This window comes from Neisseria sp. HMSC065C04, from assembly GCF_001815375.1.
GTDB classification, from domain to species: Bacteria; Pseudomonadota; Gammaproteobacteria; order Burkholderiales; family Neisseriaceae; genus Neisseria; species Neisseria flavescens_D.
The window spans coordinates 149766-171236 of the sequence record NZ_KV820422.1 but is presented as its reverse complement, the minus strand read 5'-3'; the positions used below and the strand labels follow the sequence as shown (position 1 = coordinate 171236).

Annotated in this window: 18 protein-coding genes; 12 read left to right on the top strand and 6 right to left on the bottom strand. The window is 49.5% G+C overall.

Annotation, left to right across the window (positions count from 1 at the left end; genetic code table 11):
* Window positions 1-61: 61 nt before the first annotated feature.
* From HMPREF3022_RS09730 to HMPREF3022_RS09715, 4 genes are all read right to left on the bottom strand, one after another.
* The gene (locus HMPREF3022_RS09730; protein ID WP_070765550.1) at window positions 62-1111 is read right to left on the bottom strand and encodes an acyltransferase; all 1050 of its coding nucleotides are present in this window, start codon (window positions 1109-1111) and stop codon (window positions 62-64) included.
* 85 nt (window positions 1112-1196) lie between these two features.
* Window positions 1197-2567 (bottom strand): XcbB/CpsF family capsular polysaccharide biosynthesis protein, encoded by a 1371-nt coding sequence (locus tag HMPREF3022_RS09725; protein ID WP_070765549.1) that lies wholly within the window; start codon window positions 2565-2567, stop codon window positions 1197-1199.
* 1 nt (window position 2568) lies between these two features.
* A complete protein-coding gene (locus tag HMPREF3022_RS09720) occupies window positions 2569-4008 on the bottom strand; it encodes an AMP-binding protein (protein WP_049332923.1) in 1440 nt (479 codons plus the stop codon).
* Between the two features lie 3 nt (window positions 4009-4011).
* On the bottom strand, window positions 4012-4242 hold the full coding sequence (locus HMPREF3022_RS09715) for an acyl carrier protein (RefSeq protein ID WP_003747973.1): 231 nt from the start codon (window positions 4240-4242) through the stop codon (window positions 4012-4014).
* A gap of 221 nt (window positions 4243-4463) precedes the next feature.
* Between HMPREF3022_RS09715 and galE the strand changes: the two genes are divergently transcribed.
* The 10 genes from galE to HMPREF3022_RS09665 all read left to right on the top strand — a co-directional run bounded on the left by galE (window position 4464) and on the right by HMPREF3022_RS09665 (window position 17117).
* Window positions 4464-5480: a UDP-glucose 4-epimerase GalE gene (galE, locus tag HMPREF3022_RS09710; protein WP_049332925.1), complete on the top strand. Its 1017-nt coding sequence runs from the start codon at window positions 4464-4466 to the stop codon at window positions 5478-5480.
* A 116-nt stretch (window positions 5481-5596) separates the two neighbouring features.
* Window positions 5597-6664, top strand: coding sequence for a dTDP-glucose 4,6-dehydratase (gene rfbB / locus HMPREF3022_RS09705; RefSeq protein ID WP_049332926.1), 1068 nt, complete (start codon window positions 5597-5599; stop codon window positions 6662-6664).
* A gap of 73 nt (window positions 6665-6737) precedes the next feature.
* The gene (rfbA, locus tag HMPREF3022_RS09700) at window positions 6738-7604 is read left to right on the top strand and encodes a glucose-1-phosphate thymidylyltransferase RfbA (RefSeq protein ID WP_049332928.1); all 867 of its coding nucleotides are present in this window, start codon (window positions 6738-6740) and stop codon (window positions 7602-7604) included.
* Window positions 7605-7657: 53 nt separating this feature from the next.
* Window positions 7658-8197, top strand: a complete 540-nt coding sequence (gene rfbC, locus HMPREF3022_RS09695; protein ID WP_049333167.1) for a dTDP-4-dehydrorhamnose 3,5-epimerase — start codon at window positions 7658-7660, stop codon at window positions 8195-8197.
* Between the two features lie 24 nt (window positions 8198-8221).
* Entirely contained in the window at window positions 8222-10336 is a 2115-nt protein-coding gene (locus tag HMPREF3022_RS09690; protein WP_049332930.1) for a capsular polysaccharide biosynthesis protein, read from the top strand.
* 136 nt (window positions 10337-10472) lie between these two features.
* Complete coding sequence (locus HMPREF3022_RS09685; protein ID WP_049332931.1) at window positions 10473-11732, top strand: capsule biosynthesis protein; 1260 nt, start codon at window positions 10473-10475, stop codon at window positions 11730-11732.
* Between the two features lie 368 nt (window positions 11733-12100).
* Window positions 12101-13507, top strand: coding sequence for an SEL1-like repeat protein (locus HMPREF3022_RS09680; protein WP_049332933.1), 1407 nt, complete (start codon window positions 12101-12103; stop codon window positions 13505-13507).
* Between the two features lie 217 nt (window positions 13508-13724).
* Window positions 13725-14939 carry a sodium/glutamate symporter gene (gltS, locus tag HMPREF3022_RS09675; RefSeq protein ID WP_049332935.1) on the top strand — a complete coding sequence of 405 codons (1215 nt, stop codon included), beginning with the start codon at window positions 13725-13727 and terminating at the stop codon, window positions 14937-14939.
* Window positions 14940-15044: 105 nt separating this feature from the next.
* A complete protein-coding gene (locus tag HMPREF3022_RS09670) occupies window positions 15045-16067 on the top strand; it encodes a lysozyme inhibitor LprI family protein (protein ID WP_049332937.1) in 1023 nt (340 codons plus the stop codon).
* Window positions 16068-16121: 54 nt separating this feature from the next.
* Window positions 16122-17117: a S49 family peptidase gene (locus HMPREF3022_RS09665; RefSeq protein WP_049332939.1), complete on the top strand. Its 996-nt coding sequence runs from the start codon at window positions 16122-16124 to the stop codon at window positions 17115-17117.
* 191 nt (window positions 17118-17308) lie between these two features.
* Here the strand turns inward: HMPREF3022_RS09665 and pdxA are convergent, their stop codons facing one another.
* A complete protein-coding gene (gene pdxA, locus HMPREF3022_RS09660) occupies window positions 17309-18313 on the bottom strand; it encodes a 4-hydroxythreonine-4-phosphate dehydrogenase PdxA (RefSeq protein WP_049332941.1) in 1005 nt (334 codons plus the stop codon).
* A 157-nt stretch (window positions 18314-18470) separates the two neighbouring features.
* Window positions 18471-19001, bottom strand: coding sequence for a cytochrome b (locus HMPREF3022_RS09655; protein WP_079454258.1), 531 nt, complete (start codon window positions 18999-19001; stop codon window positions 18471-18473).
* Between the two features lie 232 nt (window positions 19002-19233).
* Between HMPREF3022_RS09655 and HMPREF3022_RS09650 the strand changes: the two genes are divergently transcribed.
* Together HMPREF3022_RS09650 and HMPREF3022_RS09645 are read left to right on the top strand one after the other, a co-directional pair.
* The gene (locus tag HMPREF3022_RS09650) at window positions 19234-20763 is read left to right on the top strand and encodes an ABC transporter permease (protein ID WP_070765548.1); all 1530 of its coding nucleotides are present in this window, start codon (window positions 19234-19236) and stop codon (window positions 20761-20763) included.
* A gap of 110 nt (window positions 20764-20873) precedes the next feature.
* Entirely contained in the window at window positions 20874-21437 is a 564-nt protein-coding gene (locus HMPREF3022_RS09645) for a hypoxanthine-guanine phosphoribosyltransferase (protein WP_003747943.1), read from the top strand.
* The last annotated feature ends 34 nt before the right edge of the window (window positions 21438-21471 follow it).

Sequence of the window (21471 nt, the reverse complement as noted above, 5' to 3'; positions counted from 1 at the left end):
TCTTAAAAAAAGGCCGTCTGAAAACTTTTATGTTTTCAGACGGCCTTTACTATTAGATGCACTAATCAAGTTCTACTGTTGAATTGATATAGGTAACATGATTCATTTCTGCCAAATCCTTACCTTCATCTATATCTGTGTATAAAACATTATTGCGTTCCCAAAATACATCTTTGCGTATGACTTTAGCCGGCACGCCTGCAATAACACAGTTATTAGGAAAATGTTTTTTCACTACCGAAAATGCACCAACAATACTACCGCTACCAATCTTTGTACCACCCCAAATTGTTGCGCCATAGGCTACCCACACTCTGTCTCCAATGGTAACGTCTTTAGAAACATTTAAACGTTTGCCAGTATGAACATCATAAATCGGGTGTGCATCATCAGTACGGATTTGATTATTCGTGGCAAACATACAATCTTCACCAATGGACAAGGTTGTATGTTCGGCAACAGTAATATAAACCGGATTGGTACTGGTAGTTTTACTGCCGATGTTAATCGTACAGCCTACTCCCAAACACCATTGGCCTTGCATAGAAACATTCTCGCCAATATAGACTTTGCTGTCCTTGCCTAAAAATTCCAAAAACACATTACGCAAGTTTGCATTAGGGTGGATAACAACTTCATTCCCACCTCCTCCTAGAAATTGGAAATGACAGTTTCGCAGATTATCAGGTGCAGTAATTTTATTTCCGGAAGTATCAATATAATTGCCTGACATCACTTCTTTTTTACGGCTGTTAACTACTGGCCGTTCAGAAAAATATTGTTCCGCACGTTCGGCCAATTTGATAAAGACTGCACAGGTTTGGGCAAAATCCAAAGCACTGACATCATAAATGTATACATTATCCCCATCCTGCTTAGATAAACTGAAGTTTGGAAACATTTCTCCGATATTATCTATCTCACTTTTATTACGATAAAACAGGAAAATCTTCTGCCAAACTAAATTTAAACTGACAGAAAATGGTGTTTCACGGTCAGATTTGAAATTGCAGTACACATTCTGCTGATAATAAATATCAACAGACGTATTTTTTAATTTGATATTTTTAAGAATTTCTTGCTGAAATTCTTCAGTCGTTTTATCTATCATTACATTCCCCAAACATGATAAATATGGTTCAAATATTAAAAAAATAGACAGTAAATTTTAAACTTACTGTCTATTTACTTCGCATTTAGTTCAGATTAATGTCCGAATCAGTGATATGGATGTCCAACAGCAAATTATTGATAATGGTATTGGACAAGAATACTGTGTTGCCTGAAAAATCTATGTGCTTTTGAATTTTTTCAAAGTCAAATTCACATAATACAACTGTAGGCAATGCTTCTTTCAGCTCTTTAATATCCGGATAAAACTCTGATACCTTAGCCGATGAAATGACCACTTGATTTTCAAGGTTATGATCAATTACATCCGGTAGCTTTTTGAAAGTCTCCAAAATCGGCGTACGGATAGAGTGCAGATACAATGGATCTTTGCCACCATAGTATTTATGGTTGCCCAAAAATGGGTCGATTGCAAAGGTTTTGTACCCACCAATTAAGCCGTGATATACCGCTCCTGTACCGCCTGATGATGCACCGCAAATGACTACGTTTTTCTTATCTACGCCATAAATATTCATCAGGCTCTTAATGAAACGCTGGATATTGTCTTCGATATTTTCATCAAACTTTGTATTCAACCCGTGACTGCCAAACGCGTCTGATACATCAGCCATACGGATGATATAAGTATTTGGCATAATGCTGTTGCTGATAAATGGAAATGGGTGGCTATAATAACGGTCAACCATATTCTCATTGCTCTTATTGGTATAAGAGAACAACACCAATAGATTTTTCTTGTTGGCACTCAATACTTTCGGTGCTTCAACAGTATAAATAACATTTTCCAACTCATGGAAAGAGTCTGGGAAATAAGCCAAAAGATCTTTATAACTGTGCTTGTTCACACGACGGAACACACTTACACCCATTTTGTGTTCAACAGCTAAAAAGCCTCTATTATTTAGCTCATAGACATAATCACTTAGACCATGATTCCGAGCATAGCTTAGGAAAAACTCATTACTGTCGCCTTTAACACCAATGTATTCAACTTCCGGCTTATCCAAGTACTCGGCTAAATTAATGCCTTTATTTTTTTCAACATTCAGGATGTAGCACAGTTCGCTGCCAAGATAAATGGAAGTAACTTCTAAAATCTCACTAAATTTATCCTCAATTTTTGCCCAATCGGCTTCAGCAAATTTAAAAGACAATACTGTCTTTTCTTGATTAACCGATTGCGGGTAACTTCCATAGACTTCTGAAATATATTTCAAAAATTTTGGAAAACCAGAAATTTGAGAAACCTTGCTCTTATTACGCTCAATAAAGTTAAAGGTTTGTCCTACTACCGTATAACTGACGCTGACAAAATAGTCGTTCAACAGAAAATCAAACACTATACTTTGATTGTTATAAATCCAAGCGTTAACCTTTTGAGGATCAATCTTGGCTTTTCGTAAGATGTTTTGCTGAATTTTATATAAATCCATTTTATAAACCCTGTTGATATTTTTCCAACAATGCTTTTTTGTCGGTTTTGTGGTTGGTGCTGACTGGAATTTCATCAATGTGAATAAATTCAGACGGCATCATGTAAGACGGTAAATTTTGTACTAATGCGTCTTTGATCGCCTGAGTATCTGCACTTTGCTTGGCTGTATAGAAACACACCAAACGCAATACTGCGCCTGTGTTGCGCTTCAACGCCACTACTGCCACATTATCAAAGGCAAATTCCTTAAGGTTAAGGATTTTTTCTTCAATTTCTGAAAGTTCGATACGGTAGCCATTGAGCTTAATCTGCTCGTCTTTACGGCCTTGTACATAGAACAATCCATTTCTTTCAAAACCGTAGTCACCTGTTTTATAAGTGCGGTTATCTGCACTGTGTACTACTAAGCGTTTGGCATTTTCAGTTTCGTTGTTCAGATAGCCACGCATCACATGATTGCCACTAATCCAAATCTCTTCGTCAACAATCTCTAATTTGGAATTAAGCACGGCAACGCCTACAGGCAACTCTTCTTCTGCCGCCAGCATATCAGGTGTAATATCAACGTAAGTTGTTGCTACAGTAGCTTCAGTCGGACCATAGGTATTGATAACGCGGACACCGGGAAATTTTTGAAAAATCATATTTACTACTGGTTTGCCAAGTTTTTCGCCACAGAACAAAAATTCTTTCAAACTCGGTAAAGTAGCCTGACTACATTTAGGGTTAAGCAGCTGCTGCATGGCAAAAGAAGGCGTGGAAACCCAAGTAGTAATTTGTTGTTTGGCCAAAAAATCAATCCAGGTGGCAGGATTAGAAATAGCATCACGACTGTTCATGACAATGCAACCACCGTAAGCCAAGTTGCCAAAGATTTCGTACATTGACAAATCAAACGCAAACGGAGCCTGATTCATGAATACATTAGGTGCGGCTAAATTAAGCTGCTCTTTCATCCATTTCATCAGGTTGAATACAGCTTCACGACCGATTTGCACACCCTTAGGTGCGCCGGTTGTTCCTGAAGTAAACATGATGTAAGCCAAATCTTTTTCAGCCAGCTCTACTTCTTCGTCAGTCTGCTTTTCAAAAGTTTGCGTTGCCGAACGGTATACAAAGCGTGCTTTCGACAGTTGGCAGATATTGTTCAGACGGCTTTCAGGATAAATACTATCCACCGGAATAAAAGGGATTTTGTTTAATAAGCAGGCATAAATTGCCACTGCAAAATCAATTTCTTTATGGCCGTGCAACACCAGAGGAATGTTTTTGGTAATATCTGCTATGCTTTTGTAAGCCTCGATAAATGTGGCTATTTTTACGCGCAACTCTTCCCAAGAACACTCCTGAGTATCATTAACTAACGCTTTTCCCGAAGTTTGGCTGAAACGGTATTCCAAAAAATCATCAAGATTTTGGAATTCATTTAATTGTTTCATGATTTAGCCTTTGTAATTATTTTCAACATATTGAATGATATTGGCTGAGTTTGCCAAAATATCAACCAGTTGCTCAAACGGCAAATCAACATCAAATTTTTGTTTGATGGCCATAACCAAATCCATTGCGCTCACAGAATCAATAAGTCCTGTAGACAACAATTCTTCATTTGCTGACACTTGTTTTTGTGCAACTTGTGAAATCAACGCCAAAACTTCGTTAGATACTGACATGGTAAGATCCTTTTATTAAAATTGAAATGATAACGCTTTGCACCCTGTGCATAACACTGTGATTATCCCATATTTTTTTACTTTTCAGGTAACTAAATATACAATAACCAAATAAAGCAATCCCTCTTTGACAACACTTACACCAGGCCATCTGAAAGCGTTTGTATTTTCAGCCAACCGGTTTCACGACTTCCAAACACAATTTTAATTAAGGAAAACCAATGACTATTCTTATCACCGGCGGTACCGGTTTTATCGGTTCTCATACCGCTATTTCGCTGATTGAAGCTGGCTATGATGTTGTAATTCTCGACAATCTGTGCAATTCCAGCATCAACATTCTGCCGCGTCTAAAAAAAATCACTGGTAAGGATATTCCTTTTTATCAAGGAGATATCCGAGATCGTGCTATGCTGCAAAAGATTTTTGCCGAACATAAAATCCAAACCGTGATGCACTTTGCCGGTTTGAAAGCGGTAGGCGAAAGCAATACACGACCTATGAAATATTACGATTACAACGTATCGGGTAGTTTGATTTTGGCAGAAGAAATGGCCAAGGCGGGGGTATTCAGTATTGTATTTAGTTCATCTGCCACAGTATATGGTAACCCTGCACGTACGCCGATTACCGAAGATATGCCAGTAGGAGGTACAACCAATCCTTACGGCACATCAAAATATATGGTCGAACGTATTTTGACTGATATTCAAAAAGCCGACCCGCGCTGGAGCGTGATTCTGCTACGCTATTTCAATCCTGTAGGTGCACACAAAAGCGGTTTAATCGGAGAGTACCCCAATGGTATTCCAAATAATCTCTTACCGTATATCTGCCAAGTCGCTTCGGGTAAACTGACAGAGTTGTCAGTATTCGGAAACGACTACCCTACCCTTGATGGCACAGGTGTGCGCGATTATATCCATGTTGTTGATCTGGCCGATGGCCATTTGAAAGCTATGCAAAGCCATTCAACCAAGTCCGGCGTACATATATTCAATTTAGGTACAGGTAACGGCTATTCCGTACTAGATATGATCAAAGCCTTTGAAACTGCTTCAGGCCTGAAAATTCCTTATCGAATTAAAGACCGTCGCCCTGGTGATATTGCTGTTTGTTACGCCGACCCTGCCTACACCAAAGCGCAAACCGGTTGGGAAACCAAGCGTGATTTAGCGCAGATGATGGAAGATTCATGGCGTTGGGTCAGCAACAACCCAAATGGCTACGATGATTAAGTTGAACTGATACAGGCCGTCTGAAAGAGATGTTTTCAGACGGCCTCTTTATCTGAAAAACACACATTCTGTCTGCTATAATCCGTTTATATTATTTTAACTATCCTCTGAAACTTATGAAAAAAATCCTTGTTACCGGCGGTGCGGGCTTTATCGGTTCTGCCGTTGTCCGTCATATTATCCAAAACACCCAAGACTCTGTCGTCAATGTCGATAAGCTGACTTATGCCGGCAATTTGGAATCTTTGACTGAGGTAGCCAATAATCCTCGCTATGCTTTTGAGCAAGTGGATATTTGCAACCGCGCTGAACTCGACCGCGTCTTCGCACAACACCAGCCTGATGCCGTGATGCACTTGGCTGCGGAAAGCCATGTCGACCGCTCTATCGATTCGGCAGGCGAGTTTATCCAAACCAATATCGTCGGCACATTCAATCTGCTTGAAGCGGCCCGAGCCTATTGGCAACAAATGCCGTCTGAAAAGCGCGAAGCCTTCCGTTTCCACCATATTTCTACCGATGAAGTCTATGGCGATTTGCACGGCACAGACGATTTGTTTACCGAGACCACGCCATACGCGCCGTCCAGCCCCTACTCTGCTTCTAAAGCGTCCAGCGACCACCTCGTCCGCGCATGGCTGCGTACTTATGGTTTGCCGACCATCGTAACCAACTGCTCCAACAACTACGGCCCTTACCATTTCCCGGAAAAACTCATTCCGCTGATGATTCTGAACGCGCTTGACGGCAAACCTCTGCCTGTGTACGGCGACGGTATGCAAATCCGCGACTGGCTGTTTGTCGAAGACCACGCGCGCGCGCTGTATCAGGTTGTTACCGAAGGTGTTGTCGGCGAAACCTACAATATCGGCGGCCACAATGAAAAAGCCAATATTGAAGTCGTCAAAACCATCTGCGCCCTGCTGGAAGAGCTTGTTCCTGAAAAAACTGCCGGCGTGGCGCGTTATGAAGATTTGATTACTTTCGTACAAGACCGCCCCGGCCATGACGTGCGCTACGCCATTGACGCTGCCAAAATCGGAAGGGAACTGGGCTGGAAACCACAGGAAACGTTCGAATCCGGCATCCGCAAAACAGTGCAATGGTATTTGGACAACAAAACCTGGTGGCAAAACGTATTGAACGGCAACTATCGTTTGGAGCGTTTAGGCACCGGAAAATAAGTTTTCAGACGGCCTGTTCCCATATTAGGCCGTCTGAAAATCACGCAAACACATACTACTCAGGAGAAAACCCATGAAAGGCATTATCCTTGCCGGCGGCAGCGGCACGCGCCTCTACCCCATCACGCGCGGCGTATCCAAACAACTGCTGCCCGTGTACGACAAGCCCATGATTTACTATCCCCTGTCCGTATTGATGCTGGCAGGAATCCGCGATATTTTGGTAATCACCACGCCCGAAGACAACGCCTCTTTCAAACGCCTGCTCGGCGACGGCAGCGATTTCGGCATTTCCATCAGCTATGCCGTGCAACCCAGTCCGGACGGCTTGGCACAGGCATTTATCATCGGCGAAGAATTTATCGGCAACGACAATGTTTGCTTGGTTTTGGGCGACAATATTTTCTACGGCCAATCGTTTACGCAAACATTGAAACAGGCCGCCGCCAAGACCCACGGCGCAACCGTATTCGGTTATCAGGTCAAAGACCCCGAGCGTTTCGGCGTAGTCGAATTTGACGAAAATTTCAACGCCCTGTCTATCGAAGAGAAACCGCAACAGCCCAAATCCGATTGGGCAGTAACCGGCTTGTACTTCTACGACCAACGCGTCGTCGAGTTCGCCAAACAAATCAAACCGTCCGCCCGCGGCGAATTGGAAATTTCCGACCTCAACCAAATGTATTTGGAAGACGGTTCATTGTCGGTACAACTTTTGGGACGCGGTTTCGCATGGTTGGACACCGGCACTCACGAAAGCCTGCACGAAGCCGCTTCATTCGTCCAAACCGTGCAAAACATCCAAGACCTGCAAATCGCCTGTCTGGAAGAAATCGCTTGGCGCAACGGTTGGCTTTCCGATGAAAAACTGGAAGAGCTGGCGCGCCCGATGGCGAAAAACCAATACGGTCAATATTTGCTGCGCCTGTTGAAAAAATAATGTTTGAGACCGTCTGAAACTTTTCAGACGGCCTTTAGATGAAAGATAAAACGATGAACATCATTGATACCGCCATTCCTGACGTAAAACTGCTTGAGCCCCAAGTCTTCGGCGACTCGCGCGGCTTTTTTATGGAAACTTTCCGCGACGAGTGGTTCAAAACCCAAATCTGCGACCGCACCTTCGTGCAGGAAAACCATTCCAAATCCAGTAAAGGCGTATTGCGCGGCCTGCACTATCAAACTGAAAACACACAAGGCAAACTCGTGCGCGTGGTTGTCGGCGAAGTATTCGACGTAGCCGTCGATATGCGTAAAGACTCCCCCACTTTCGGCAAATGGGTAGGCGAGATTCTGTCCGCAGAAAACAAACGCCAACTGTGGGTACCCGAAGGTTTCGCTCACGGCTTCTATGTACTGAGCGATGAAGCCGAGTTCGTCTATAAATGTACGGATTATTACAATCCCAAAGCCGAACACTCGCTGATTTGGAATGATCCGACCGTCGGCATCGACTGGCCGTTGCAAGGCGAGCCGAACCTGTCGCCTAAAGACTTGGCAGGCAAAGTATTGGCCGAAGCCGTAACGTTTTAAAAATAATTCAGGCCGTCTGAAAGAATGTTCCTCTTTTCAGACGGCCTACAATCTATTAATAACAATAATCGACGAAAACGCATTGTGAAAAACGCCTACATCCCCTCTCGCGGCATCCGCAAAATCCCCCATCTCTCCACCCTATTGCCTGAGTTTCATATCTGCAAAGACGGAAAAGGTGCAGAGGCTGTGGTCGGCTGGGGTTTGCGCCCGACGACACACAAAGCGCGTGCTTTTGCCGCCGAACACCAGCTTCCCTTTATTGCTTTGGAAGACGGTTTTTTACGCTCGCTCGGACTGGGCGTCTCCGGTTATCCGCCCTACTCCATCGTCTATGACGACATCGGTATCTACTATGACACCACGCGCCCTTCACGTTTGGAACAACTGATTCTTGCCGCCGAGACCATGCCGTCTGAAACCTTGGCTCAGGCGCGGCAGGCGATGAATTTCATCCTGCAACACCACCTGTCCAAATACAACCACGCGCCCGAGCTTTCAGACGATCATCCTTTACGTTCCCCATCCAAGCCTGAAACTGTCCTCATCATCGACCAAACCTTCGGCGATATGGCCATCCAATATGGCGGCGCAGACGCCTCTACGTTTGAACTGATGTTTCAGACGGCCTTGAATGAAAACCCGCAAGCCGATATCTGGGTCAAAACCCATCCCGATGTTTTGTGCGGCAAAAAACAAGGCTATCTGACCCAACTGGCGCAGCAACACCGCGTCCATCTTTTGGCAGAAGACATCAATCCGATTTCTTTGTTGCAAAACGTCGATAAGGTTTATTGCGTTACCTCACAAATGGGTTTTGAGGCGCTTTTGTGCGGCAAACCGCTGACCACCTTCGGCCTGCCGTGGTATGCCGGATGGGGCGTGAGCGACGACCGCCATCCTGAAATCAACCGCCTTGTTCAAACCCAAAGCCGCGCTCCCCGCAACTTGCTACAACTCTTCGCCGCGGCCTATCTGCAATACAGCCGCTACCTCAACCCCAATACCGGAGAAGCAGGCAGCCTCTTTGATGTCATCGACTATCTGGCGACGGTCAAACGCAAAAACGACAAATTGCGTGGCGAGTTGTATTGCGTCGGCATGTCTTTGTGGAAACGCGCGGTTGCCAAACCGTTCTTTAACGTACCCTCATGCCGTCTGAAATTTATCTCCTCCACCCAAAAACTGGCAGGGGTCAAACTGTCCGACGATGCACGCATCCTTGCTTGGGGTAACGGCAAAGAGGCCATCGTCCGTTTTGCCGAACAACACCATATCCCCCTGCTGCGCATGGAAGACGGCTTTATCCGCTCGGTCGGGCTTGGTTCTAATTTAGTCCCGCCGCTGTCGCTCGTTACCGACGATATGGGCATTTATTTCAATGCCGAAACCCCGTCCCGTCTTGAACACATCCTCCAAAACCAAAACTTCGACGACCAAGACTTTCAGACGGCCTTGAAACTGCAAAAAATGCTGACCGAAAACCACATCAGCAAATACAACGTCGGCAGCTCAGACTTCGCCGCCCCGTCAACCGACAAAACCGTAATCCTCGTTCCCGGCCAGGTTGAAGATGATGCATCTATCCGCTACGGTTCGCCCCAAATCTATCGCAATCTGGATCTGCTCCGTACCGTACGCGAACGCAATACCGATGCCTATATCATCTACAAACCGCATCCCGATGTAGTCAGCGGTAACCGCATCGGCCATATCTCTCCTGAAGATACGGCACGATATGTCGACCAAACCGCCGAACAAACCGACATCCTGACTTGTCTCCGATACGCAGACGAAGTTCATACCATGACTTCGCTGACCGGTTTTGAAGCCTTGTTGCGCGGTAAAAAAGTCAGCTGCTACGGCCTGCCTTTTTACGCAGGCTGGGGGCTTACCCAAGATCTGCTCCCCATTCCGCGCCGTAGCCGCAGACTTGAGCTTTGGCAGCTGATTGCTGGCACGCTCATCCACTACCCCGACTATATCCATCCCGAAACCCATCAGGCCATCAATGCGGAAACTGCTGCCCAAATCCTGATACGACAAAAAAATATGCAAAAAAACAACAACGGATTACATCGTGGGTACTTTGCTAAAAAATTGTGTAAAATCAAACAACTATATCGATCTTTCAAATAAACACCATCTAAATTAACAATACGTCATGAACTTGCCTCTGTTGCGGCATCGTTGCCTTTGCATCGTTAATTCTCTTGGCGTATGCTTGAAAGTTCAACCTAAAACTATTACATAAAAAACAAAACCACATTGCGACATGAAACAGACCGTCCTCCAAAACAACCTGCAAAACCTGCTCGAAAGCGCAGAAAATATCCTGCTGCTTCAAGGTCCTGTCGGCGATTTTTTTCTGCGCTTTGCCGACTGGCTTACTGAAAACGGTAAAACCGTACATAAATTCAACTTTAATGCAGGCGACGACTATTTTTATCCGCCCACTCAAGCGCATACCGTTGTTTTTAACAACAGCTACGATGCCTTTCCTGAATTTTTGCAAGAATACATCGTTCAACATCACATCCAGGCGGTTGTCTGCTTTGGCGACACACGCCCTTATCACGTCATTGCAAAACGCATTGCAAACGAAAACCAAGCCAGTTTCTGGGCGTTTGAAGAAGGCTATTTCCGCCCCTACTACATCACATTAGAAAAAGACGGCGTCAACGCATTTTCCCCTCTGCCACGCCGTGCCGACTTTTTTCTTGAGCAATTCCCTAAACTTGCCCAGCAAGAATACAAAGCGCCAACGCCGGTACGCGGCGGGTTTACGCCCATGGCAAAAAACGCCATCCGTTACTATATCGAATTGTTCCGCAATCCACGCAAATATCCCGACTACATCCACCACCGCGCGCCCAATGCCGGCCATTACCTCAAACTGTGGTCGCTCTCCATCCTCAAGCGTTTGAACTACTATATTGAAGACATTCAAATCGCCAAACGTGTGGAAGCAGGCAAATACGGCAAGTTTTTTATTGTTCCCCTGCAGGTATTCAACGACAGCCAAGTCCGTATCCATTGCGACTTTCCCAGCGTCCGCAGCTTCCTGCTCCATGTTTTGAGCTCATTCGCCGAGCACGCGCCTGCCGATACCAACCTCATCATCAAACATCATCCGATGGATCGTGGCTTTATCGACTACTGGCGCGACATTAAACGCTTTATCAAAGAACACCCCGAACTCAAAGGCCGCGTGACTTACGTCCATGATGTCCCCCTGCCCGTTTTCCTGCGCCACGGCCTCGGCATGGTCACCATCAACAGCACCAGCGGTCTGTCCGGCCTAATTCACAATATGCCAGTTAAGGTTCTCGGCCGTGCCTATTATGATATTCCCGGCATGACTGACCAAAATACCTTGGCAGAATTTTGGAATCATCCGACACCGCCTGACAAAGAGCTGTTCCATGCCTACCGTATGTACCACCTCAACGTAACCCAAATTAACGGCAACTTCTACAGTCAGGTGTTTTTCCCCAACAAAAACACCTCCGACTCTTCTACACCAGCAACCTGACTTAGTGAAGGAAAAGTTCAGGCCGTCTGAAAACATTTCAGACGGCCTGAAACAATCAATACCTTAGCTACTGCCATGTAAATAAAACACAAAAACCTGCATTTATCATTAACAATAAATTACAAAAACAGTATAATGACCGAGCTGTCATGAGCGCATACCGACTCAACCTGAGCCCTTTGTAACGCACAAAATATGGATGTATCCCCAGGCAAAACAATATAACAAGCCAAGCATCCTAAAGATAAGCCAGCAAGGCAATACACTCTACAAAACTATGCCGAGCAAAATTTTTACAAAGCCCTCAACCGGTATCGCCGCCCATATGCCGCAGCATCCGTCTTCCACTTTATATCCGCCCGGAAACCATGACCGCCGCTCCTGATATCCTCTACCGGCAAGCCGCCGCCCTTTTGGAACAATCCAATACTGCCCAAGCCCTGCCCCTGCTGCAACAGGCCGCAGAGCAGGGTTATACGGAAGCTGCTTTTGTATTGGGCAATCATCTGCTACAAAACGGTCATCCGGAACAGGCACTCCCATGGTTGGAAGCCGCCTCAGCCCAACGCCACCCCAAGGCACTCTTTACCCTGCTGCAACAACGCGAACACAACGGCACCTCGACCGGACAGCTTCTTAACGACTACGCCTGGCTGGGTGAGCAAGGTCATCTTGAAGCCCAATTAATCCTCATGCGTTACCACGCGCAACGCAACGATCCACAATCGCTCTACTGGGCGAAGCTTGCCGCTGCCCGATATGCTGCGCCTGCGTATTACCATCTGGCACGCCATCATCAACGCCAAGGCGACGTTGCGACAGCCATCGAACAATACGAAAAAGCGGCCGCGCTCGGCGTGACTGCCGCCTGCTGGCAACTCGGTCAAATCTACTTCTACGGCACAGGTGTCAGCCCCAACCACGCACAAGCCGAACAATATCTCGAACAAGCCGCGCAAGCCGGCCATATCGCCGCACAAACCCTGCTGGCCGACCTTCTTGCCGCCCAACGAAAACCCGAAGCCTTAGAATGGTATCGTCGTGCCGCCGATAAGGAGCAAGCGGAAGCACAGGCCAAGCTGGCCCAATACGCCCTGACCGGCGAACTTTCCGAACGCGACCCGTTCCAAGCGGCGCGCTATGCCAAAGCTGCTGTAGAGAAAGACCATCCCGAAGCGCTGAAAATCATGGGTGACCTCTACCGCTACGGACTCGGCATCAAAGCCGACAACCATATCGCGCACGACTACTACCACCGTGCCGCCGCGCTGGGTTCTGCCGCCGCGGCACAAAAACTCATCAGCGACGCCGCGCTGTACCATCCGCAACAATACGAACAAATCAAAACAGCCGCCCTGCAACAGCAACAAACCGAAACCACATACCGTTTGGCAGAAGCACAAGCCCACGCCATCGGCCGCCACGCCGACTACAATGCCGCGCGCAAAAATTACATGGATGCTGCCGAGTTCCACCATAAAAACGCGGCGGCAGCCTTAGGCCGCATCTACCATTACGGCCTCGGTACGGCGCAAGACCCTCGGGCGGCAGCCCACTGGTACGCCATCGCTGCCGAACAAAACCACCCTTCCGCCCAATACCACCTCGCCTGTTTTTACTATCACGGGCAAGGTGTAAGCTGCCATGTTCCGACCGCCTGCTACTGGCTGCAGGCCGCCATCAGCAACGGCCACACTTCGGCCGAATCATTAACATCCCTATTAGAACAATGGCGCCGCGAAGTGCACCATGCCATCGGGCAAAAGGCCGTCTGAAAATATTTACACTCGCATTTTTTGACAATCTTTAACTATTCCCCTAATATTTGCCAGTTATTTTTCACGGACACGTCATTGTTTTCATTTCTTTCTGAAAACGCCTTGTCCGCGCATCAATACCATGACACTCGGCGGATAACGCCAAGCGTTGAAACACACTACATCCGGAACAAAAACGGATGCTCGGAAAAACATTTCTAGGAGGTGAAACAACATGGAATGGGAATTCAACAGTTATTACACACTGATTGCCGCCACGCTCGTGTTGCTGGTTGGTAAATTTCTGGTTCAAAAAATCAAATTCTTACGAGACTTCAATATTCCCGAGCCGGTCGCCGGCGGTTTGATTGCCGCTATCGTCCTGTTCGCCCTGCACGAAGCCTACGGCGTCAGCTTCAAATTTGAAAAACCGCTGCAAGATGCGTTCATGCTTATTTTCTTTACATCCATCGGTTTGAGCGCCGACTTCTCCCGTTTGAAAGCGGGCGGTTTGCCTTTAGTTATCTTTACCGCCGTGGTGGGTGCATTCATCATCGTCCAAAACTTTGTCGGTGTCGGCTTGGCGAGCGCATTGGGCTTGGATCCGCTGATTGGCCTGATTACCGGTTCGATTACCCTGACCGGCGGTCACGGTACCGCCGGTGCATGGGGTCCTGACTTTGAAAGCAAATTCGGCCTGACCGGCGCAACCGGCTTGGGCATGGCTTCCGCAACATTCGGCCTGGTATTCGGCGGTTTGATCGGTGGTCCTGTTGCACGCCGTCTGATCAACAAAATGGGCCGTAAACCTATCGTCAAAACTGCCAAATCCGACGACAACGATGCTACTGATGACATCTTCGAACAAGCACAGCGCACCCGCCTGATTACGGCTGACTCCGCTGTCGAAACGCTCGCGATGTTTGCCGCATGTTTGGCTTTTGCCGAAATTGTCGACGGCTACGACAAAGCCTTCTTCGACTTGCCTAAATTCGTATGGTGTCTGTTTGCAGGCGTGGTCATCCGCAACGTCCTGACTGCCGCTTTCAAAGTCAATATGTTTGACCGTGCCATCGACGTATTCGGTAACGCCTCCCTGTCCCTCTTCCTGTCCATGGCTCTTCTGAACCTGAAACTGTGGGAATTGACCGGTCTGGCAGGCCCGGTAACCATCATCTTGGCTGTACAAACCGTTGTGATGATTCTGTACGCAACCTTCGTTACCTACGTCTTCATGGGTCGCGACTACGACTCTGCCGTATTGGCAGCCGGCCACTGCGGCTTCGGTTTGGGTGCCACCCCGACCGCCGTTGCCAACATGCAGTCCATTACCCAAACTTTCGGTCCGTCTCACAAAGCCTTCTTGATTGTGCCTATGGTAGGTGCGTTCTTCGTTGACTTGCTCAACGCCGCCATCCTCTCCGGCTTCATCAGCGTCCTCAAAGGCTGATACGTCTGACATAGAAAAGCACTTGCCGCATTTACTTGCTGCAAGTGCTTTTGTTATGATAAGCACGTCAGGCCGTCTGAAAGGCCGTCATCTTCAGGAGTACCCATGTACAAAAAAACCGCTTCCGTATTGATTTTAAGCACGATTCTGCTTGCCGCATGCAGCAAAGAAGAGCCGAAAGCCGCGCTTGATTGCGCCCAACCGGCCACATTGCAAAACATCCGTACCACCATCGAAGACACCCTCAAACAACAAGCGCGCTCCTTTGCCCGCAATGACAACCGCCAATTCGTCGATGCCGACAAAATCATTGCCGCCGGCCTCGAATTAGAAACCCTGCTTGAAGACCCCAAAGAAACCGAAGACGACGGCAAAGCCATCTGCCGTGCCAACCTCAAAATCCGCATTCCCGACACCATCCTCAAGATGGCCATAGACAACAGCCCACTGATTTACGGCAGTACCCCGTTGTCCGACATGCTCGAACAAAAACTGATGGGCAGCAACCTGACCTTTGAAAACAACACGTTCAGCACCACCCTGCTCTATACCCCCGACAAAGACGGCAAACCGGTTTTCGAAGACAATACCCTGAGTTCCACCGCCCAAACCCTTTCCGCCACCCTGCTGCCCTACGGCGTGAAAAGCATTGTTATGATAGACGGCAAGCCTGTATCCAAAGAGCAGGCCATCAAGCTGCTGCAAAACCAAAACACGGAAGAGCCGCCCACCCTCAATCCGCAAGACATCCTTGAAAACAACGCCGCCAGCCAAGCCGTCGGTTTGACCGATGACGGCGACGATTCAGATTACGAAGTCCTGCGCCCCGACCATGAAACCCAACGCAACGAGCCGCCAGGCCTCAGCCAAAGCGAACTTGACAACGCGCGCGCGCAAAACCGTCAGGCGGACGGCGAGATCAACGACCTCTGGGGCGGTATGGACAGCGATGTCAAACAACAAATCCTTGGCGAGCAACGCGCCTGGATTCAAAGCAAAAAACTTAACTGCCAACAAGCAGCCGCGTCCGCAGACAGCGCCGCACAAGCAGAATACCTGCGCCTGCAGTGTGAAACCCGCATGACCCGCGAACGTACGCAATACCTGCGCGGCTATTCCATCAACTAAAACCGATAAGGCCGTCTGAACATTCAGACGGCCTACAAGAAAGCACATCACATCATGCAATACCGAATCCACCGTGAAGGCGATGCCCAAAACACACCCTCTTCAGCCTCCACCCCCGTCGACAACTGGGAGCGCAACACCCTGCGCGAAGTCCTCCTCGCCGCCTACCAAGAACAACGCCGCGCCCGCATTTGGCGCAATATCTGGCGTGGCGTCGCCGTCCTCATCTTCCTCAGCCTGATTTTCGGCCTTGCGGAAGAAGAAGGAAAAACCACGAGCATCCAAGCCCGCAGCGAACACACCGCCGTTATCGACCTGACCGGCGAAATCGGCAACGACATCGACGACCAAGTCCAAATCCTGCGCGACAGTATGGAAGCTGCCTACGAAAACGGCAATGCCAAGGCCATCATCATCCGCGCCAACAGCCCCGGCGGTTCGCCTGTTGTGTCCAACACGGCCTTTAACGAAGTCCGCCGCCTCAAAGCCGAACACAAAGACATCCCTGTCTACCTCGTTGCCGAAGACATGTGCGCTTCAGGCTGCTACTACATTGCCGCCGCAGCCGACAAAATCTACGCCGACCCTTCCAGTATTGTCGGCAGCATCGGCGTGATCGGCGGCGGTTTCGACTTTACCGGCCTGATGGACAAAGCCGGTGTCAAACGCCGTCTGAAAACCGCCGGCAGCAACAAAGGTATGGGCGACCCTTTCACGCCTGAAACCCCGGCACAAACCCAAATTTGGGAAACCATGTTGGGCGATATCCACCAAGAATTCATCAAAGCCGTCAAACTCGGCCGCGGTGCAAGGTTGAAAGACAAACAGTATCCCGATGTTTTCAGCGGACGCATCTACACCGGCAAAGAAGCCAAACAGGTCGGCCTGATTGACGACTTCGGTAGCATTTACAGCGTTGCCCGCGATGTTGTCAAAGCCCCCGAGCTGGTCAACTACACGCCGCAAGACGATTTCAGCAAAATGCTCAGCCGTCGCTTCGGTGCGGAAGTGAAGGCCAAAGTCAAAGAAACTTTGTCTGAAATTTGGTAAACCAAAAAACCAAAAGGCCGTCTGAAACCCAAAACATGGGGCTTCAGACGGCCTTTTTTATATCGTTTTTAAAATAAAACGCTGATTATTGTCCAAACATCCATCGACTTCATCAAATCAGCAGGCAGATGCTCCCTGATGATGCTTTTATGGGAACACATTACGCCTGCAAACGATTAAACCTCCACGCTTCAGACGGCCTGCTTCTGCATATTGTGCGCCATATCAAGCGCGGCGCGGACAGCGGTAATCAAACTGCCGGAATCAGCTTTGCCTGTGCCTGCCAAGTTCAAGGCAGTACCATGATCGACGGATGTGCGGATAAAGGGCAGGCCGAGGGTGATGTTCACGCCTTCGCCGAAACCGGCGTATTTGAGCACCGGCAGCCCTTGGTCGTGATACATGGCGAGGACGGCGTCGGCATCTTTGAGCAGGAAGGGTTGGAACACAGTATCGGCCGGATAAGGGCCGCGCGCGTCTATGCCTTCGGCCTGCAGGGCATGAAGCGCCGGAATAATGGTGTCGATTTCTTCGTGTCCCAAATGGCCGCCTTCGCCGGCGTGGGGATTGAGGCCGGTAACGAGGATGACCGGTTTGGCTATGCCGAACTTATGACGCAGGTCGTGTTCAAGAATGCGGACAACCGACTCGATTAAAGGCTTCGTGATGGCGGCGGAAATGTCTTTCAGCGGCAGATGGGTGGTCACCAACGCCACGCGCAGGCCGCCGCCGGTCAACATCATGACGACTTGTTCGGTATGGCTTTTTTCGGCAAGGTATTCGGTATGGCCGCTGAAAAAGCCGTTGCCTGCGTGGGCATCGTTGATGATGCCTTTATGCAGCGGCGCAGTCACCATACCGGCAAACAGGCCGTCTGAAATGCCTTGATACGCCGTATCCAGCAGCCGGAGCACATACGCGGCATTGGCAGGATTGAGTTCGCCCGCCCGACATTCGGCATCTAAAGGAATATGCAGAACTTCGAGTTCGCCCTTGGGCAACGGATCGGCCGCTTGAGCTTGAAAATCGCGCAGGATGACGGATTTGCCGAGCTGTTCGGCCCTTTGCGCCAACAGGTTTTTATCGCACAAAACAACGGGGCGGCAAGGAAGGTCGGCGAAAGCCAAATCAAGGCAGATGTCGGGGCCGATGCCGGCCGGTTCGCCGGAAGTGATGGCGAGGATGGGAGCAGTCATGGTGTTTCTCGGTATGGTTTACAGTATTTAGACAACAGTCAGGCAAAATGCCTGCCCTACTTTTGCAGATTAACACAAATACAAAAAGGCCGTCTGAAAACAGTTTTTGCTTGGTCAAACTGTGTTCAGACGGCCTTGTCTGTTTACCGTTTTATACTTAAGAACGGCGGCCGATCATGCGGTACAAAACGTCGTGGCCTTGAAGGCGGTGGACGATGACCATGGCAATGTGGCCGGCGACCAGCGCGAAGAGCAGCCAGCCGAGTTTGCCATGCGCCATATTGCCGAGGTTGGCCATCCATTCGATTTTTTCAGGCGAACCCTGCATCACTTGGACACCGAATACTTTCAACGGGCCGCGGCCGCTACCGTATTGGCGGATCATGCCGATAACGGGAACGGCAAGCATGAGGACGTAAAGGGCAAGGTGGCCGGCTTTGGCGGCAAAGCTGTCAGCGGCAGGACGTTTGGACGCATTGATCAAGGCCCAAACAATGCGCACGATAATCACCAGCAGCGTGATGAAACCGATGGATTTGTGCACGCCGAAGAGTGCGCCGACCCATTCTTCGCCGTCATAAATGGTCCAGATGGCGATGGTGGTCAGGATGCCGATGAAGCCGAGTACGGTCAGCCAGTGCAATGCGCGCGAGACGGTATCGTAGGTTTGGGGACGTGTAGTGGTCATAATGTTTCCTTGTTTTTGATTTATTTGATTTTTTGAAGCGGCGGATTGTATCAAAAATGCCCAACCAATTTTGTTGCCTTTTTGAAGAAATTTCGTAAATATTTGAAAATTTTAAAGAAACAACGATTTTATCCGTTCAACTACCCGGGCCGTCTGAAAACAAGGGCAGGAATACCACCTTCTATGCCGAACTCGGGCTAAAATAGGCGTTTTTATTCTCGGGTACGCATCGATGCAGGTTTGGATTCGGCGGTGTGCGCTGTTGCTACTGCCTTTGGGTTTCTTGGCGGTCATGGTGGCCGCGCCTTTGCTGTCGCTGGCGTTTTACGACGGCGAAGGCGCTTGGGCGGAAGTCGTGGCAGACGACTATATGCGCCTGCGCTTGGGCTGGACGGTGGCGCAGGCGGTATTGACCTGCGTCTTGGTCACGGCTTTGGGCGTGCCTGCGGCATGGGTGCTGGCGCGGATGGACTTTGCCGGACGGCGCACGGTTTTGCGCCTGCTGATGCTGCCTTTTGTGATGCCGACTTTGGTGGCGGGCATGGGTGTACTCGCCTTATTCGGCGCACACGGCATACTGGTGGCAGGTTGGCAGGACACGCCGTGGCTGCTGATTTACGGCAATGTGTTTTTCAACCTGCCGGTTTTGGTGCGCTCGGCGTATCAGGGATTTGTACGCGTGCCGCAGGCGCGGTTGCTTTCGGCGCAATCGTTGGGCGCGGACGCGTGGCGGCGGTTTGTCTGGGTCGAATGGCCGGTGGTGCGTGCATGGGTCGCCGGCGGCGCGTGCCTGGTGTTTTTATATTGTTTTTCAGGCTTCGGACTGGCCTTGCTGCTCGGCGGCGAGCGTTTTGCAACGGTGGAAGTGGAAATCTACCGGCTGGTGGCGTATGAGTTGGACATGGCGCGTGCGTCGGTGTTGGTGTGGCTGGTGCTGGCGGCTACGGCGGCGGCCGGCGGTTTGTACGCGTATTGGAGCAAGCGCGTGGCGGTGGATAAATCAGTCTCGCCTTTGCCTCCGCGCGCGCCGGTACGGGCTTGGGAAAAATGGCTGACGGCAACGGTATTGGCCATGTTGGTGCTGTGCTGCCTGCTGCCTTTGGCGGCGGTGTGGCTCAAGGCGGCAGCGGCAGGCTCTTCGTGGGCGGTTTTGCTGGAAGCACAAACGTGGGCGGCTGCGTGGAACACGATCCGTTTCTCTGCGGCAGCCGTGGCGGCGGCGACGGTTTTGGGCGTGCTGTATGCGGCGGCGGCACGGCAAATGGCGTGGTTGCGCGCGCTGATGTTTTTGCCGTTTATGGTGTCGCCCGTGTGCATCGCATTTGGCGTTTTGCTGCTCTATCCGCAGTGGACGGCTTCGCTGTGGCTGCTGACGGCGACTTACGCGCTGTTGGCGTATCCGTTTGTGGCCAAAGACGTACTGGCCGCGTGGGACGGTTTGCCCAAAGATTATGCGGCGGCGGCGCGCACTATGGGCGCAAACGGTTTTCAGACGGCCTGTTATGTAACCGCGCCTTTATTGAAACCGGCTTTGCGGCGCGGCCTGACTTTGGCTTCGGCAACGTGTATCGGCGAATTTGCAGCCACATTGTTCCTGTCGCGCCCCGAATGGCAGACGCTGACCACCTTGATTTACGATTATCTCGGGCGCGCCGGTGCGGACAATTACGGACGGGCGATGGTGTTGACGGCGGTATTGACCGCTTTGGCTTTGGCGGCATTTTTGCTGGTGGACGAAGCGGAAGGACAAAAGGCCGTCTGAACGCGTTCGGTTTCAATTTCCTCCCTTCCCATGCGCCATTGCGGCCTGTATCGAAAATTGATTGAATCCGCTATATAATTTGTTTTTAACCGTACCCAACACGACCTATCATGACCGACTTAGAAACCAAACGCCTTGAAACCCAAGCCATGCTGGACAACGCCGACTTGCTGTTTGACCAAGAACAATGCCGCGCAGCCTTGCAAAAAGTTGCCGACGACATCACCCGCGACTTGGCCGACAAATATCCCCTGCTCTTGCCTGTCATGGGTGGCGCGGTGGTGTTTACAGGACAGCTGCTGCCGCTGTTGCGCTTCCCTCTTGACTTTGACTACGTCCACGTTTCCCGCTACGGCGACAAACTCGCGGGCGGCGCGTTCAACTGGAAACGCATGCCCGACCCCGAGCAAATCAAAGGCCGTCATGTCGTCGTTTTGGACGACATCTTGGACGAAGGCCACACCATGGCCGCCATTCAAGAAAAACTGTTGGAAATGGGCGCGGCGAGCTGCCGTGCGGCCGTATTTGCCAACAAACTGATCGACAAAGAAAAACCGACCCAAGCCGACTATATCGGTTTGGACGTGCCCAACCGCTACGTCTTCGGCTACGGCATGGATGCCGCCGGCTGCTGGCGCAACCTCGGCGAAATCTACGCCTTAAACAACAAATAAAACCAAGGCCGTCTGAAAGGTTTTCAGACGGCCT

Bases quoted from the DNA above. Each gene is read 5' to 3' on its own strand.
- HMPREF3022_RS09730 (WP_070765550.1), bottom strand. From the start codon at position 1,111: ATGATAGATAAAACGACTGAAGAATTTCAGCAAGAAATTCTTAAAAAT.
- HMPREF3022_RS09725 (WP_070765549.1), bottom strand. From the start codon at position 2,567: ATGGATTTATATAAAATTCAGCAAAACATCTTACGAAAAGCCAAGATT.
- HMPREF3022_RS09720 (WP_049332923.1), bottom strand. From the start codon at position 4,008: ATGAAACAATTAAATGAATTCCAAAATCTTGATGATTTTTTGGAATAC.
- HMPREF3022_RS09715 (WP_003747973.1), bottom strand. From the start codon at position 4,242: ATGTCAGTATCTAACGAAGTTTTGGCGTTGATTTCACAAGTTGCACAA.
- galE (WP_049332925.1), top strand. From the start codon at position 4,464: ATGACTATTCTTATCACCGGCGGTACCGGTTTTATCGGTTCTCATACC.
- rfbB (WP_049332926.1), top strand. From the start codon at position 5,597: ATGAAAAAAATCCTTGTTACCGGCGGTGCGGGCTTTATCGGTTCTGCC.
- rfbA (WP_049332928.1), top strand. From the start codon at position 6,738: ATGAAAGGCATTATCCTTGCCGGCGGCAGCGGCACGCGCCTCTACCCC.
- rfbC (WP_049333167.1), top strand. From the start codon at position 7,658: ATGAACATCATTGATACCGCCATTCCTGACGTAAAACTGCTTGAGCCC.
- HMPREF3022_RS09690 (WP_049332930.1), top strand. From the start codon at position 8,222: ATGTTCCTCTTTTCAGACGGCCTACAATCTATTAATAACAATAATCGA.
- HMPREF3022_RS09685 (WP_049332931.1), top strand. From the start codon at position 10,473: ATGAAACAGACCGTCCTCCAAAACAACCTGCAAAACCTGCTCGAAAGC.
- HMPREF3022_RS09680 (WP_049332933.1), top strand. From the start codon at position 12,101: ATGACCGCCGCTCCTGATATCCTCTACCGGCAAGCCGCCGCCCTTTTG.
- gltS (WP_049332935.1), top strand. From the start codon at position 13,725: ATGGAATGGGAATTCAACAGTTATTACACACTGATTGCCGCCACGCTC.
- HMPREF3022_RS09670 (WP_049332937.1), top strand. From the start codon at position 15,045: ATGTACAAAAAAACCGCTTCCGTATTGATTTTAAGCACGATTCTGCTT.
- HMPREF3022_RS09665 (WP_049332939.1), top strand. From the start codon at position 16,122: ATGCAATACCGAATCCACCGTGAAGGCGATGCCCAAAACACACCCTCT.
- pdxA (WP_049332941.1), bottom strand. From the start codon at position 18,313: ATGACTGCTCCCATCCTCGCCATCACTTCCGGCGAACCGGCCGGCATC.
- HMPREF3022_RS09655 (WP_079454258.1), bottom strand. From the start codon at position 19,001: ATGACCACTACACGTCCCCAAACCTACGATACCGTCTCGCGCGCATTG.
- HMPREF3022_RS09650 (WP_070765548.1), top strand. From the start codon at position 19,234: ATGCAGGTTTGGATTCGGCGGTGTGCGCTGTTGCTACTGCCTTTGGGT.
- HMPREF3022_RS09645 (WP_003747943.1), top strand. From the start codon at position 20,874: ATGACCGACTTAGAAACCAAACGCCTTGAAACCCAAGCCATGCTGGAC.